This window comes from Pseudomonas syringae group sp. 243L2 (assembly GCF_032587875.1).
Lineage (GTDB): Bacteria > Pseudomonadota > Gammaproteobacteria > Pseudomonadales > Pseudomonadaceae > Aquipseudomonas > Aquipseudomonas amygdali.
The window spans coordinates 60,997-75,877 of sequence record NZ_JAWHPL010000010.1; the positions used below are offsets into that span (position 1 = coordinate 60,997).

At 57.4% G+C, this 14,881-nt stretch carries 12 protein-coding genes and 3 tRNA genes; 4 read left to right on the forward strand and 11 right to left on the reverse strand.

Features of this window, described 5'->3' with window-relative positions:
* Positions 1-376 precede the first annotated feature (376 nt).
* From RYB66_RS04170 to RYB66_RS04180, 3 genes are all read right to left on the reverse strand, one after another.
* Positions 377-461, reverse strand: a tRNA-Leu gene (locus RYB66_RS04170).
* A 56-nt stretch (positions 462-517) separates the two neighbouring features.
* Positions 518-593: transfer RNA gene (locus RYB66_RS04175), tRNA-His, on the reverse strand.
* A 51-nt stretch (positions 594-644) separates the two neighbouring features.
* A tRNA-Arg gene (locus tag RYB66_RS04180) sits at positions 645-721 on the reverse strand.
* Between the two features lie 293 nt (positions 722-1,014).
* On the opposite strand from RYB66_RS04180, the gene folD reads away from it, so the two are divergent.
* The gene (gene folD, locus RYB66_RS04185; RefSeq protein WP_316893894.1) at positions 1,015-1,869 is read left to right on the forward strand and encodes a bifunctional methylenetetrahydrofolate dehydrogenase/methenyltetrahydrofolate cyclohydrolase FolD; all 855 of its coding nucleotides are present in this window, start codon (positions 1,015-1,017) and stop codon (positions 1,867-1,869) included.
* Between the two features lie 61 nt (positions 1,870-1,930).
* Here folD and RYB66_RS04190 read toward each other — a convergent pair whose 3' ends face one another.
* From RYB66_RS04190 to RYB66_RS04215, 6 genes are all read right to left on the reverse strand, one after another.
* On the reverse strand, positions 1,931-3,703 hold the full coding sequence (locus RYB66_RS04190; protein ID WP_316893896.1) for an ABC transporter substrate-binding protein: 1,773 nt from the start codon (positions 3,701-3,703) through the stop codon (positions 1,931-1,933).
* A gap of 85 nt (positions 3,704-3,788) precedes the next feature.
* The gene (locus tag RYB66_RS04195) at positions 3,789-4,061 is read right to left on the reverse strand and encodes a DUF2160 domain-containing protein (RefSeq protein WP_002552730.1); all 273 of its coding nucleotides are present in this window, start codon (positions 4,059-4,061) and stop codon (positions 3,789-3,791) included.
* A gap of 12 nt (positions 4,062-4,073) precedes the next feature.
* Positions 4,074-4,874: a carbohydrate ABC transporter permease gene (locus RYB66_RS04200; protein ID WP_003315280.1), complete on the reverse strand. Its 801-nt coding sequence runs from the start codon at positions 4,872-4,874 to the stop codon at positions 4,074-4,076.
* Positions 4,875-4,884: 10 nt separating this feature from the next.
* Positions 4,885-5,751 (reverse strand): carbohydrate ABC transporter permease, encoded by an 867-nt coding sequence (locus RYB66_RS04205; RefSeq protein ID WP_002552729.1) that lies wholly within the window; start codon positions 5,749-5,751, stop codon positions 4,885-4,887.
* Positions 5,744-6,859 carry an ABC transporter ATP-binding protein gene (locus RYB66_RS04210; RefSeq protein WP_005743877.1) on the reverse strand — a complete coding sequence of 372 codons (1,116 nt, stop codon included), beginning with the start codon at positions 6,857-6,859 and terminating at the stop codon, positions 5,744-5,746. The genes RYB66_RS04205 and RYB66_RS04210 overlap by 8 nt, the downstream gene beginning before the upstream one ends.
* On the reverse strand, positions 6,859-7,953 hold the full coding sequence (locus tag RYB66_RS04215; RefSeq protein WP_002552727.1) for an ABC transporter ATP-binding protein: 1,095 nt from the start codon (positions 7,951-7,953) through the stop codon (positions 6,859-6,861). Before RYB66_RS04215 ends, RYB66_RS04210 begins: the two co-directional genes overlap by 1 nt.
* A gap of 299 nt (positions 7,954-8,252) precedes the next feature.
* Here RYB66_RS04215 and RYB66_RS04220 point away from each other — a divergent pair, with 299 nt between their 5' ends.
* Positions 8,253-10,106 (forward strand): sigma-54-dependent Fis family transcriptional regulator, encoded by a 1,854-nt coding sequence (locus tag RYB66_RS04220; protein ID WP_005782248.1) that lies wholly within the window; start codon positions 8,253-8,255, stop codon positions 10,104-10,106.
* Positions 10,107-10,230: 124 nt separating this feature from the next.
* Here RYB66_RS04220 and cysS read toward each other — a convergent pair whose 3' ends face one another.
* Together cysS and RYB66_RS04230 are read right to left on the reverse strand one after the other, a co-directional pair.
* Entirely contained in the window at positions 10,231-11,613 is a 1,383-nt protein-coding gene (gene cysS, locus RYB66_RS04225; protein WP_011168154.1) for a cysteine--tRNA ligase, read from the reverse strand.
* Between the two features lie 21 nt (positions 11,614-11,634).
* Entirely contained in the window at positions 11,635-13,329 is a 1,695-nt protein-coding gene (locus RYB66_RS04230) for a glutamine--tRNA ligase/YqeY domain fusion protein (protein ID WP_002552724.1), read from the reverse strand.
* A gap of 208 nt (positions 13,330-13,537) precedes the next feature.
* Here RYB66_RS04230 and RYB66_RS04235 point away from each other — a divergent pair, with 208 nt between their 5' ends.
* Together RYB66_RS04235 and lpxH are read left to right on the forward strand one after the other, a co-directional pair.
* Complete coding sequence (locus RYB66_RS04235; RefSeq protein ID WP_004661308.1) at positions 13,538-14,041, forward strand: peptidylprolyl isomerase; 504 nt, start codon at positions 13,538-13,540, stop codon at positions 14,039-14,041.
* Positions 14,038-14,784 carry a UDP-2,3-diacylglucosamine diphosphatase gene (gene lpxH, locus RYB66_RS04240; protein ID WP_005733173.1) on the forward strand — a complete coding sequence of 249 codons (747 nt, stop codon included), beginning with the start codon at positions 14,038-14,040 and terminating at the stop codon, positions 14,782-14,784. Before RYB66_RS04235 ends, lpxH begins: the two co-directional genes overlap by 4 nt.
* The last annotated feature ends 97 nt before the right edge of the window (positions 14,785-14,881 follow it).

The window sequence follows — 14,881 nt, forward strand, 5'->3', positions numbered from 1 at the left end:
TCCTCGTTGCACAGACGTTAGCCGGCCGTTTCCGACCCCAGAATCAAGGGCATGCATTCTAGTGGGTCAAACTCAAGAAGTCACCCTACTGAAAAAGGGCGGGTTAACAAGAAGGAATCGGACTACAGCCGGAGGAGAAAGGAAAACACCTCGCATCACTCGCGACGTGTCTGGCACGGCCCCTATATAAGGAAACCTCTGCGCCGGACGATGACCGAATCCATCTACATAGCACGCCCCACTCGACCGGCGGCAATAGGGCCGCCGGACCCGCGAGGCGATGGAACGAATACGCCAAAACAAAAAAAGCCGCACTAGGCGGCTTTCTTTTTGTAGCTTTTGCAACCGAAGCGTTACCACTCGACTACAGTTATCCTGGTGCGGACGGAGAGACTCGAACTCTCACACCTTGCGGCGCTGGAACCTAAATCCAGTGTGTCTACCAATTCCACCACATCCGCATTTCAGACTTTTAAAGCAAAGGCGCCAGACTATGAATCTGGCGCCCTTCTTAATATGGGGTGGACGATGGGGTTCGAACCCACGACCGCAGGAGTCACAATCCTGTGCTCTACCAACTGAGCTACGCCCACCATATTGCGCGTGACGATAAAACTTACTTGCTGTGCCAAAGCTGCCTTAAATGGCGCACCCGGCAGGACTCGAACCTGCGACCATCCGCTTAGAAGGCGGATGCTCTATCCAGCTGAGCTACGGGCACTTATATAATTTGTATTCTTGCGATAACAAACTAAAAGGCTTTCAATCACACCGAGCTGATTTGCAACTCTGCCTGACCTAATCAACCAGTGCTAGCTTAACCAGTGCTGGGCTCTGCCCGGCAAGTGCGACGAATCTTATAGACGGCCCCTGGGGTCGTCAACCTTTTTTTGAAAAAAATTCAGCTAGATAAAGGAGTTAGCGGAATATACAAAGCAATCGCCTTTGCCCTCGCGCCATGTCATGCGAGAATGCGCGCTCATTTTATTTCCTCTCGATGGTTAATCACGCGTCATGACTGCAAAACTAATCGACGGCAAGGCGATCGCCGCCAGCCTGCGCCAGCAGATCGCCAAACGTGTCGCCGAACGTAGCCAGCAAGGTCTGCGTACGCCGGGCCTCGCGGTGATTCTGGTCGGCAGCGACCCTGCCTCTCAGGTCTATGTCTCTCACAAGCGCAAGGACTGCGAGGAAGTCGGCTTTATCTCCCAGGCCTACGACTTGCCCGCTGAGACCACTCAGACCGCACTGACCGATCTGATCGACCGCCTCAACGAGGATGCCGCTGTCGACGGCATCCTCCTGCAACTGCCCTTGCCTGCGCACCTCGATGCTTCGCTGCTGCTGGAGCGCATTCGCCCTGACAAGGACGTGGACGGTTTCCATCCTTATAACGTCGGCCGTCTGGCTCAGCGCATTCCCCTGCTGCGACCGTGCACACCCAAAGGGATCATTACCCTGCTGGAAAGCACCGGAGTCGATCTGTACGGTCTGGATGCTGTGGTGGTTGGCGCGTCGAACATTGTCGGCCGCCCCATGGCCATGGAATTGCTTCTGGCGGGCTGCACGGTCACCGTGACCCACCGCTTCACCAAGGATCTGGCAGGCCATGTAGGTCGCGCCGATCTGGTGGTGGTTGCCGCCGGCAAGCCGGGCCTGGTCAAGGGCGAATGGATCAAGCCCGGCGCGATTGTCATCGACGTCGGCATCAACCGTCAGGACGATGGCAAGCTGGTTGGCGACGTGGTTTACGAGACTGCCCTGCCCCGCGCCGGCTGGATCACTCCGGTTCCGGGCGGCGTTGGCCCCATGACCCGCGCCTGTCTGCTGGAAAACACGCTGTACGCCGCAGAAACCCTGCACGACTGATCAGCCTGCAGCAATAAAAAACGGCACCTCCAAGGTGCCGTTTTTTTACCTCGACAAAACCTTACTTCTTGCCAGCCTCCCAGCTTTTCAGCAGGTCAGCGTAGGCGATGGTTTCACCCTTGGGTTTCTCGTTGGCCAGTTTGCGCTGTGGCGCGAGGAACTTGCCGTTGCTGTTCTCAGCCTTGGCATACCACTCCTCGGCAGACGTTTCGGGGTTCATCTTCGGCGCACACTTGCTGGCTTCCTGAACCTTGGAACGTTCGATGCGCGTCATGATGGCATCCTGATCCTTGGCCAGACCGTTGAGGGCCTCCTGCGCTGTCTTCTCGCCAGTGACCGCCTCGGCCACATGGCTCCACCACAGCTGTGCCAGCTTCGGATAGTCAGGCACGTTGGTGCCGGTAGGCGACCATTGAACGCGGGCCGGGCTGCGATAGAACTCCACCAGACCTCCCAGCTTGGGTGCCAGAGCGGTCATCTCCTTGGAATTGATGTCCGACTCGCGAATCGGCGTCAGACCGACAATGGTCTTCTTCAGCGAAACACTTTTCGAGGTCACGAACTGCGCATACAGCCAGGCCGCCAGGCGCTTCTTCTCGTCGGAAGACTTCAGGAAGGTCCATGAGCCCACGTCCTGGTAACCGAGCTTCATGCCTTCTTTCCAGTACGGCCCTTTGGGTGACGGGGCCATGCGCCATTTCGGCGTGCCATCGGCGTTCATGACTGGCAGGCCCGGCTTGGTCATGTCGGCAGTAAAGGCGGTGTACCAGAAGAGCTGTTGCGCGACGTTACCCTGCGACGGAACCGGACCAGACTCCGAAAAGGTCATACCCGCAGCTTCAGGCGGTGCGTAGGCTTTCAGCCAGTCGATGTATTTCTGAGTCGCGAACACCGCTGCCGGCCCGTTGGTGTCGCCACCGCGGGTAATGCTGGAGCCGACCGGGTGGCAATCCTCGACGCGGATGCCCCACTCGTCCACAGGCAGACCGTTAGGCAAGCCCTTGTCGCCGCTGCCAGCCATGGAGAACCAGGCATCGGTGAAGCGCCAGCCCAGCGACGGGTCCTTCTTGCCGTAATCCATGTGCCCGAAGACTTTCTTGCCGTCGATCTCCTTGACGTCTTCGCTGAAGAATTTGGCAATGTCTTCGTAGGCCGACCAGTTGACCGGGACGCCCAGCTCATAGCCGTACTTATCCTTGAATTTCTTTTTCAGGTCGGGACGTTCGAACCAGTCGGCACGGAACCAGTACAGGTTGGCGAATTGCTGATCAGGCAGCTGGTAAAGCTTGCCGTCCGGCGCGGTGGTGAACGAGGTGCCGATGAAGTCTTTCAGGTCCAGAGTCGGCGAGGTGACCTTGCTGCCTTCCGGACTGGCCATCAGGTCGGTCAGCGACAGTGCCTTGCCGTAGCGGAAGTGTGTCCCGATCAGGTCCGAGTCGTTGACCCAGCCGTCGTAGATACTTTTGTCCGACTGCATGGCGGTCTGCAGTTTTTCGATCACATCACCCTCTTGCAGCAGGTCATGGGTGACTTTGATACCAGTGATTTCAGTGAAGGCCTTGGCCAGGGTTTTCGATTCGTACTCGTGGGTGGTCAGGGTTTCCGATATCACCTTGATGTCCATGCCACGGAACGGCTCGGCGGCCTTGATGAACCACTCCAGCTCTTTCAACTGTTCTGCATCGGAAAGCGTACTCGGTTTGAATTCACTGGCCGCCCACTTCTTCGCCGCATCTTCGTACTGATCTGCCCACGCCGAAACACTCAACCCGCTGAGCATCATCATGGTCGCCAGCGTCACGCTATGTTGCAGCTTGTTTTTCTTATTGAACATAGTCATCTCCAATGTTGCTTTTATGTAGTCCCGCTTTTCGAATATCGCCGACCGGATCACCCCGGCAATCGCGCCCGGCCGCCCTCTAACCCCAACGCATCACCACCAACAGCCACACCAGGGAGGCCCCTGAAGCGATCCAGACACTCCAGTCGGTCGCGCCTATCACCAGCAAATGCAGGTAAGCGCTACCCAGAAGCCCAATGAACAAACGGTCGCCACGCGTGGTGGCAATCGGCAGAAAACCACGGCGCTCGATACTTGCCGAGCGCAACTCCCATACGGTCATCCCCGCCAGAAGCAATGCGATGCTGATGAAAAAGGCCGCAGTGGGCAGTGTCCAGGACATCCACTCCATTTTTTCGACTCCTCAGACACGACCAAGAGCAAAGCCCTTGACCACATGGTTGCGAACGAACCAGATCACCAGCATACCCGGCAGGATAGTCAACACCCCCGCCGCCGCCAGCACTCCCCAATCGATACCCGACGCCGAGACCGTGCGAGTCATTACCGCAGCAATCGGTTTGGCATTGACCGATGTCAGGGTGCGCGCCAGCAGTAGCTCGACCCAGGAGAACATGAAGCAGAAAAACGCGGTAACACCGATACCCGAGCCAATCAGCGGAATGAAAATCTTCACGAAAAACTTCGGAAAGCTATAACCGTCGATGTAGGCCGTTTCATCGATTTCCTTGGGAACGCCGGACATGAAGCCCTCCAGAATCCATACCGCCAGCGGAACGTTGAACAAGCAATGCGCCAGTGCAACGGCGATGTGCGTGTCAAACAGGCCAATGGACGAGTAGAGCTGGAAAAACGGCAGCAGGAACACGGCCGGTGGTGCCATGCGATTGGTCAGCAGCCAGAAGAACAGGTGCTTGTCGCCGAGAAAACGATAGCGAGAGAACGCGTAGGCTGCCGGAAGCGCAACGCTCAGCGATATCACGGTATTGAGGCACACGTAGTACAGCGAGTTCAGATAACCGCTGTACCAGCTTTCGTCGGTGAAAATCACCTTGTAGTTGGCCAGGGTAAAGTCCTGCGGCCACAGGGTCAGGCCACCGAGGATCTCGGTATTGGTCTTGAACGACATGTTGATCAGCCAGTAGATCGGCACCAGCAGAAACAACAGGTAAATCCACAGCGGTATGATTTTGCGCAGACTCATGACCAGCCCCTCAATTCTTTTCGCTGTGAGTCATGGCGGTGTAGAACACCCATGACACCAACAGAATGATCAGGAAGTACACCAGCGAGAACGCCGCCGCAGGCCCCAGGTCGAACTGCCCGAGCGCCATGGTGGTCAGGGTCTGACTGAGGAAAGTAGTGGAGTTGCCAGGACCGCCACCGGTGAGCACGAACGGCTCGGTGTAGATCATGAAGCTGTCCATGAAGCGCAGCATCACCGCGATCAATAGCACGCTTTTCATCTTCGGCAGCTGGATATGCCGGAAGATGGCCCAGCCGGAGGCTCGATCAATCCGCGCCGCCTGATAGTAGACATCCGGGATGGCTCGCAGCCCTGAATAGCACAGCAAAGCCACCAGCGAAGTCCAGTGCCAGACGTCGATGACCAGCACTGTCACCCAGGCATCCGAAGCATTGGCGGCGTAGTTGTAGTTGATGCCCAGCACGTTGTTCAACGTGTAACCCAGCAAGCCGATATCGCCACGGCCGAAGATCTGCCAGATGGTACCGACCACGTTCCACGGAATCAGCAACGGAATGGTCATCACAATCAGGCACAGCGAAGACCAGCGGCCTTTGGTGGGCATAGTCAGGGCAATCGCGATACCCAGCGGGATCTCGATCAGCAGTACACAACCCGAGTAAATGAACTGGCGCAGCAGCGAATCGTGCAGGCGCGGGTCCTGCAAGACCTGGCGGAACCAGTCAGTACCGACAAAATAGCGGCTGGACTGGTCGAAGATGTCCTGCACCGAGTAATTGACCACAGTCATCATCGGGATAATCGCGCTGAATGCCACCAGCAAAAACACCGGCATCACCAGCCACCAGGCTTTGTTGTTCTGCACCTTACGCATGGGACACCTCACTGGCCGGGCCGGCTTCAAGCAGGTAATCGTCGGCATAGAGCATCAGCCATTGCCCTGGAAAGCTGATCCAGGCCTGGCCGTGCGGCACCGGTTTGTCTTCCTGCAAACGAACCTTGAGCAGTTGCCCGGCCAGTTTCAGGGTAATGATCTTGTAGGTGCCAAGGTCTTCCACATAGGTCACGTCAGCGCACATCGCATCGTCGTAAGGCCCGTCCCAGACATGCACGAACTCTGGACGAATGCCCACTTTCAGACTTTTCCACGGTGTATTGGCAAGCTTTTGCTGCAACGACTCAGGCAGCGGCAGATGAATGTCGGCAAAACCGACACCGCCCGGTTGAGGCGTAACGTCAATCAGGTTCATGCCAGGGCTGCCAATGAAATAGCCGACAAAGGTGTGCGACGGCTTCTCGAACAGCTCCCGCGGCGTGCCGAACTGCACAATCTGTCCGCCATACATCACGGCGATCTTGTCGGCGAAAGTCGACGCCTCCAGTTGATCGTGGGTGACGTAAACCATGGTGATATTGAACTGCTCGTGGATCTGCTTGAGCTTGCGGCGCAGCTTCCACTTCAGGTGCGGGTCAATCACGGTCAGCGGTTCGTCGAAGAGGATCGCCGACACGTCATCGCGCACCAGCCCGCGACCCATGGAGACTTTCTGCTTTTCGTCCGCGCTGAGGTTGCGCGCTTTCTTTTTCAGCAGCGGCTGCAGGTCCAGGACATCGGCAATTTCATTGACCTTGATGAGAATCCGCGCCTCGTCCAGGCCCTGATTGCGCAACGGAAAGGCCAGGTTATCGAACACGGTCATGGTGTCGTAGATCACTGGAAACTGGAAAACCTGAGCGATGTTGCGACGCTCCGGGGGCAGTTCGTTGACCACTTTCGAGTCGAACAGCACTTGCCCTTGAGAGGGACTGAGCAGCCCTGAAATAATATTGAGCAACGTTGACTTGCCGCAGCCGGACGGCCCGAGCAGCGCGTAAGCCCCGCCCTGCTCCCAGATGTGGCTCATCTCGCGAATTGCATAATCGTCAGGACCAGGCTTGGCGCTGTAACTGTGCGCCAGGTTTTGCAAGCGGATCTCGGCCATCAGGCAACCCTCGCCATGCGCAGGCCCGGCGCCTGAATCAGGCCGCCCTGCTGATCGAATACAAATAATTTGTGAGTCGGGATGTACACCCGAATCGATGCGTCAACGTCGTAGGCATGCACGCCCGGCAGGTGCAAAACCAGTGAAAACAGCTCGTTGCGCACATGCAGAAAGGTTTCCGAGCCGCTGATCTCCGCCAGCTCGACGGTGACCGCCAGCTCCAGATCATCATCGTTGGAAGGCACAAGGCTCAAATGGCTGGGACGCACACCAAAGCGGTATTCACCATCACCGACGGCCCGCAGGTCGACGTTGAGCGGGAAATGCACAAAGTTGGCGAAGCTGACTTCATTGCCGTCTATACGGCCCGGCATCAGATTGATCGGCGGTTCAGAGAACAGCTCGGCCGCCAATACCGTGCTCGGCCGGTGATAGACCTCGGGAGTCTTGCCGCTCTGCACCACCCGCCCTTCATGCAGAATGGTGGTGGTGCCACCCAGCGCCAGCGCTTCATTGGGCTCGGTAGTGGCATAGATTGCGATGGTATGGCGAGCGGCGAACAGCTCGCGCATTTCCTGACGCAGCTCTTCACGCAGCTTGTAATCAAGGTTGACCAGCGGTTCATCGAAGAGGATCAGTTCAGCGTCCTTGACCAGCGCTCTGGCCATAGCGGTGCGCTGCTGCTGCCCACCGGACAGTTCGAGGGGATGGCGTTGCAGGAATTTTTCGATGCGCAGCATCTTCGCGGTTTCCTGCACACGGCTGTGGATAACATCCTTGGACAGACCGGCCTGACGCAGCGGCGAGGCGATGTTTTCGAACACCGTCATGCTTGGGTAATTGATGAACTGCTGATAAACCATCGAGACGTTGCGCAGACGAACTGGTCGATTTGTAACGTCGACCCCGTTCATCAGCACCCGCCCGCTGTCAGGCTTGTCCAGCCCGGCCATCAGGCGCATCAGGCTGGTTTTGCCGGACAGGGTTCGCCCCAGCAGAACGTTGAAAGATCCTGGCTCAAAGCTCAGGGAAGCGTCGTCGATCCAGACCTGACCATCGACCGCGCGACTGACGTGCTCCAGCGTGAGAGACATGGCGTGCCCTTTGTTGTTTTTTTCTTAAGGGTGAATGCGTGACTATTTGCAGATAGCGACATTCGTGCCAGTTCGGCCAGATTGCTTGCGAGCCGCGAAACAGAGCCTTCCCCCGTATTCAGGGGGCGAAAGCGCTTTCACAGCTGAACAATAATGAACAGTAAACACTGAACACTTGAACAAAATGAACATTGACTTTGAACAAAACTGAACGACACTGGACGGACGTTGCGGGCAAGGATGGTCACGCCGACGGGACCTAAAAACAAAAACAACACGTCATATTCGCAGGCATCCTCATGTCTCAATCCAGCGCTTCGCTCGTTCACGACATCATCATTCAGGATTCATGGAGGCGCTGCCGGGATTTCGGTCTCAGCCATCAGACGCGTCCTTCATTCGGCCAACTGCCGGGCGCTGAGGTTTCCAGGCTGCTGGAGCGCCATCACGGGCTGGTGCAGACCACCCATCAGGAAGTCCTGCCGGTTTACGAAAACATTCTAAGCAACTCCAATTGCCTGATTCTGCTGGCCGACCCTCAAGGCCAGTTGCTCAAATCCTGGGGCGCGCAACGCTTCGTCGAGTCCTCTCAGGCACAGGGCTTCATGGCTGGCGCGAGCTGGAGCGAACGGGGCACCGGCACTAATGCCATCGGCACAGCACTGGCCTGTGAGCAGGCCATTCACATTGAACCGGACGAGCACTTCCTCAAGGCTAATCGCTTCATGACCGGTTCAGCTTCACCGATTTTCGATGCTGATCGACGCATCATTGCCGTGCTGGATGTGTCCAGCGACAGTTTCCTGCCCCCCTCGCATACGCTGGGTATGGTCAAAATGATGAGCCAGTCGGTGGAAAACCGACTGATCCTCGATCAGTTCCGCGACTCGCACTATCAGCTGATTTTCAATACGGGCCTGAACAATCTCGACAGCCAATGGGCAGGCCTGCTGATTTTTGATGAAAGCGGCCAGATCCTTTGCGCCAATCGACGCGCTGACAATTTGTTGGGGACGACGCCGTCCGGTGCCAGTATCGAAACGCTGTTCAAGTGCCCTATCCTGCAACTGCTCAGCGAGACAGAAGCGCGGCCGTTTGCACTGCACGCGTTTGGCAACAATCGCTTTCAATGTCTGCTCAAGCGTCCGACCCGCAAGCCGCTGAAGCTGCACAGCGTCCAGCCGGTTCAGGCACCTGTCGCGCTGCGGAGCCTGGACCTGGAAGCGATCAGCCTGGGTGACGCAAAAATCGAGAAAGCCGTGAATCAGGCGCAGCGGCTGCTGGAAAAAGACATTCCGCTGCTGATCCACGGGGAAACCGGGGTAGGTAAGGAAGTGTTTGTCAAAGCCCTGCATCAAGCCAGTAGCCGCGCCACTCAGCCGCTGATCGCTGTCAACTGCGCGGCGATCCCGGCCGAACTGGTCGAAGCCGAGCTATTTGGCTATGAAAGAGGGGCGTTCACCGGTGCCAGTCAAAAAGGCAGCATTGGCCTGATTCGCAAAGCCGACAAAGGCACGCTGTTTCTGGATGAAGTCGGTGACATGCCCCTGCCGGTACAGGCGCGATTGCTGCGTGTGCTGCAAGAACGCTGCGTTCAGCCGTTGGGCAGCAGTGAATTATATCCGGTAGACATACGCCTGATTTCAGCCACCAATCGCAGCCTGCGCGATCAGGTTCAGACGGGGCACTTTCGCCAGGACCTTTATTATCGAATCAGTGGGCTCAACATCGAGTTGCCGCCGTTGCGCGAGCGCACCGACAAACATGCACTCATCCAGCGTATTTGGGAACGGCATCGCGACGCTCATCAACGGGCGGGGTTTTCTCGGGAAGTGCTCGAGTTATTCGAACATCACCCGTGGCCGGGCAACATTCGTCAGCTCAACAGCGTGATTCAGGTGGCGCTGGCTTTGGCAGATGAACAGCCGATCAGTACCGAGCACCTGCCGGAGGATTTTCTGCTGGATATGGGCATGGATGAGGACTGCCGAGAGCCGGTGAAAACCCAGGAATCCACTGTGCGCCTTCACACGACAGAAGACCTGAGCCAACTGTTTCAAGCGGCTGGCGGAAATATTTCACAGCTGGCAAAACGCCTGGGGGTAAGCCGCAACACGCTGTACAAGCGGTTGCGGGAACAGCGGATTGTCTAGTTTTTGGCTTTCGGCAGACCGCACATCGAGGATCGGGCACGATAGTCTCCCGGGTCATTTCATTCCCATGCTCCGCGTGGGAATGCACTTCGTGACGTTCCGCGTCACTAGCCGCCTTATTTGATCAGTCCGCCAGACGCCAGGTCGTGCCGCCCTTGCCGTCTTCCAGCAGTACGCCCATGGCGGTGATCTGGTCGCGAATCCGGTCGGATTCGGCCCAGTCCTTCGCCGCGCGTGCAGCCAGACGTGCCTGAATCAGCGCTTCCACTTGCGCTGCATCGACCCGCCCTTCCGCGCCTGCACGCAAAAAGTCGTCGGCTTCGAGCTGCAGAACACCCAGCACACTGGCCAACTGCTTCAAGCGCGCCGCCAGACCCGCCGCTGCGGTGACATCGGATTCACGCAGGCGGTTGATCTCACGGACCATTTCGAACAGTACCGCACACGCTTCCGGCGTGCCGAAATCATCATTCATCGCCGTGCTGAAACGCTCGACGAACGCCTCCCCACCCGCAGGCTCGGCAACCGGCAACCCCTTGAGCGCGTGATAGAAGCGTTCCAGCGCCGCCTTCGACTCACGCAGGCTGTCTTCGGAGTAGTTGATCGCGCTGCGGTAGTGGCTGGATACCAGCAGGTAACGCACCACTTCCGGATGGTATTTCTCCAGCACGTCGCGGATGGTGAAGAAGTTGTTCAAGGACTTGGACATCTTCTCGCCATTGATGCGAATCATCCCGCAGTGCAACCAGGCATTGGCGTAGGTCTTGCCGGTGGCCGCTTCGCTTTGGGCAATTTCGTTTTCATGGTGCGGAAACTCCAGATCGCTGCCGCCACCATGAATATCGAAGGTGTCACCCAGGCAGCAGGTCGACATCACCGAGCATTCGATATGCCAGCCCGGACGCCCTGCGCCCCATGGCGACTCCCAGCTCGGCTCGCCAGGCTTGACGCCTTTCCAGAGCACGAAGTCCAGTGGGTCTTCCTTGGACTCATCCACTTCGATCCGCGCGCCGATGCGCAGGTCTTCTATCTTCTTGCGCGACAGCTTGCCGTAGCCCTGAAACTTGCCCACACGGTAATACACGTCGCCGTTACCCGGAGCGTAGGCATAGCCCTTGTCGATCAGGGTCTGGATCATCGCGTGCATGCCAGCGATGTGATCGGTGGCACGCGGCTCCATGTCCGGCTTGAGGATATTGAGGCGCGCCTCGTCCTCGTGCATGGCGTCGATCATGCGCGCAGTCAGCGCGTCGAACGACTCACCGTTGTCACGCGCACGATTGATGATCTTGTCGTCAATATCGGTGATGTTGCGCACATAAGTCAGCTCGTAACCGCTGAAGCGCAACCAGCGAGTCACCAGATCGAACGCCACCATGCTGCGGCCATGGCCCAGATGGCAGTAGTCGTACACGGTCATCCCGCAGACGTACATGCGCACCTTGTTGCCATCCAGCGGTTTGAATACTTCTTTGCTCTTGGTGAGCGTGTTGTAAATAGAAAGCACTATCTGCCCCTCGGACATATCTCAGGTCCAGGAATCCCGCAACGTGACCGTGCGGTTGAAGACTGGTTGACCGGGTTTCGAGTCCTTGATGTCCGCGCAGAAATAACCTTCGCGTTCGAACTGGAAACGGTCTTCCGGTTGCGCGTGTCCCAATGATGGTTCAGCACGACAACCGGTCAGCACTTGCAGGGAATCGGGGTTGATATTGTCCAGAAAGCTCGCGCCGTCTTCGGCTTTTTCCGGGTTGGCGGAGCGGAACAGGCGGTCATACAGACGCACTTCGCATTCAACGCTCTCGGCCGCTGGCACCCAGTGCACAACGCCCTTGACCTTGCGGCCTTCAGGGTTCTTGCCCAGGGTGTCCGGATCGTAGGAGCAACGCAGTTCTACGATGTTGCCCTCTGCGTCCTTGATCGCTTCGTCGGCGCGAATCACATAGCTGCCACGCAAACGTACTTCACCATTGGGTTCAAGACGTTTGTAGCCTTTTGGCGGCTCTTCCATGTAATCGTCGCGATCGATGTAGATCTCCCGCGAAAACGGCAGCTCGCGCATGCCCAGGTCTTCTTTCGGATGGCGCGGCAGTTCCAGCTTCTCGACCTGACCTTCCGGGTAGTTGGTGATGACCACTTTCAAGGGGCGCAGCACACACATGGCGCGCGGCGCGCTGTGGTCCAGGTCGTCGCGAATGCTGAATTCGAGCATACCGAAATCGACCACCCCGTCAGAGCGGTTGGTGCCGATCATTTCGCAGAAATTGCGAATCGATTTCGGCGTGTAGCCACGACGACGAAAACCGGACAGCGTCGACATGCGCGGGTCATCCCAGCCACTGACGTGTTTCTCGTCAACCAGTTGCTTGAGCTTGCGCTTGCTGGTGATGGTGTAGTTCAGGTTCAGCCGCGAGAACTCATACTGACGCGGTTTGCACGGCACCGGCAGGTTGTCGAGGAACCAGTCGTACAGCGGACGATGGCTTTCGAACTCCAGGGTGCAGATCGAGTGGGTGATGCCTTCAAGGGCATCCGACTGACCGTGGGTGAAGTCATAGATCGGGTAGATGCACCACTTGTCGCCGGTCTGATGGTGATGCGCATGACGAATGCGGTAGATGATCGGGTCACGCAGGTTCATGTTCGGCGAGGCCATGTCGATTTTGGCACGCAGTACACGAGCGCCATCTTCGAATTCACCAGCCTTCATACGCGCGAACAGGTCGAGGTTGTCCTCGACGCTGCGCTCACGGAACGGACTGTTCTTGCCCGGCTCGGTCAGGGTGCCGCGGTATTCGCGCGCCTGCTCGGGGGTCAGATCGTCAACGTAAGCCTTGCCTGCCTTGATCAGCTCGACCGCCCAGTCGTGCAACTGGTCGAAATACTGCGAAGCGTAGCGCACTTCGCCCGCCCACTCGAAGCCCAGCCACTTGACGTCGCTCATGATGGCGTCGATGTATTCCTGGTCTTCCTTGGCCGGGTTGGTGTCATCGAAACGCAGGTGCGTATCGCCACCGAACTCCTTGGCCAGACCGAAGTTCACGCAGATCGACTTGGCGTGACCGATGTGCAGGTAACCGTTGGGCTCTGGCGGAAAGCGCGTGATGATTTTACTGTGCTTGCCCGAGTCCAGGTCTGCCTGCACGATTGGACGCAGGAAATTGGTCGGTACGGCTGGGCCTGCCTTGGAATGGGCAGCGGGTTCTGGAGTGGGCTTGCTCATAGGATCCTTGGACATACGTGCGCGGCCAGGGTAGGCCGACTAAATCAAAGCGCTTATCATAGCCGAAGCTGTCAAGTCCCTGACAACAGAGTGCACATTTGAGGGCATAAAAGCTGCAAAAGCGCTGAAAAATGTAACCTCGTCCGTAAACTGCGCGTCAGGGTCATAATGTGCCCATTCATGCATGACTATTAGAGCGACTTTCCACATGTCCAAAGTAAAGCTGACCACCAACCACGGCGACATCGTTCTGCAACTGAACGCAGAAAAGGCGCCACTGACTGTAGCCAACTTCATCGAATACGTTAACGCTGGCCACTACGAAAACACGGTTTTCCACCGTGTGATCGGTAACTTCATGGTTCAGGGCGGCGGTTTCGAGCCTGGCATGAAAGAAAAGAAAGACAAGCGCCCAAGCATCCAGAACGAAGCCGACAACGGTCTGCCGAACAAGAAGTACAGCGTCGCCATGGCCCGCACCATGGAGCCGCATTCGGCCTCTGCGCAGTTCTTCATCAACGTGGCTGACAACGCCTTCCTGAACCACAGCGCCAAGACCGTTCAGGGCTGGGGTTACGCTGTATTCGGTGAAGTGATCGAAGGCACTGATGTCGTCGACAAGATCAAGGGCGTTGCGACTACCAGCAAAGCCGGTCATCAGGACGTGCCTGCAGAAGACGTGATCATCGAGAAAGCCGAGATCGTTGAGTGATACTGCTGATCTCCGATCTGCACCTTGAACAGGAGCGCCCGGACATTACCCGGGCGTTTCTGGATCTGCTCGCGGGCCGCGCCCGCGAAGCCGAAGCGCTGTATATCCTCGGGGATTTCTTTGAAGTCTGGATCGGTGACGACGCCATGTCACCGTTTCAGCTTTCAATCTGCAAGGCCCTGCGCGCATTGAGTGACAGCGGCACACGAATTTTTCTGATGCACGGCAACCGCGACTTCATGATCGGCAAGGGTTTCTGCAAGGCAGCGGGTTGCACCCTGTTGAGCGATCCGAGCGTCGTGCAGTTGAACGGTGAGCGCGTGCTGTTGATGCATGGCGATAGCCTGTGCACCCGCGATGAAGGTTATATCCGGATGCGCCGTTATCTGCGCCATCCGCTGACGCTTTTCATTCTGCGCCATTTGCCGCTGGGCACCCGGCACAAGCTGGCGCGCAAGTTGCGCAATGAAAGCCGTGCGCAAACCCGTATGAAGGCCAATGATATTGTCGATGTGACGCCAGACGAGGTGCCGCGGATCATGCAGCAGTTCGACGTGCGTACTCTGGTCCACGGCCACACTCATCGCCCCGCGATTCATAAGTTGCAGATCGGCGATCAGGCAGCCAGACGCATTGTGCTGGGCGACTGGGATCGTCAGGGCTGGGTGTTGCAGGTGGATGAGCAGGGTTTCAGTCTGAACTCATTCGACTTTGTGCCCGAGACGACTGCGCTGTTGAATTGATAGCGCGGGAACGCGGCTGAGAGCACAGCGGTTCTGCGATGTCAGGTGGATTGGGGTTCGACTCAGGTCACCTTTTTCGCCCCTCGGCGAGTTACTT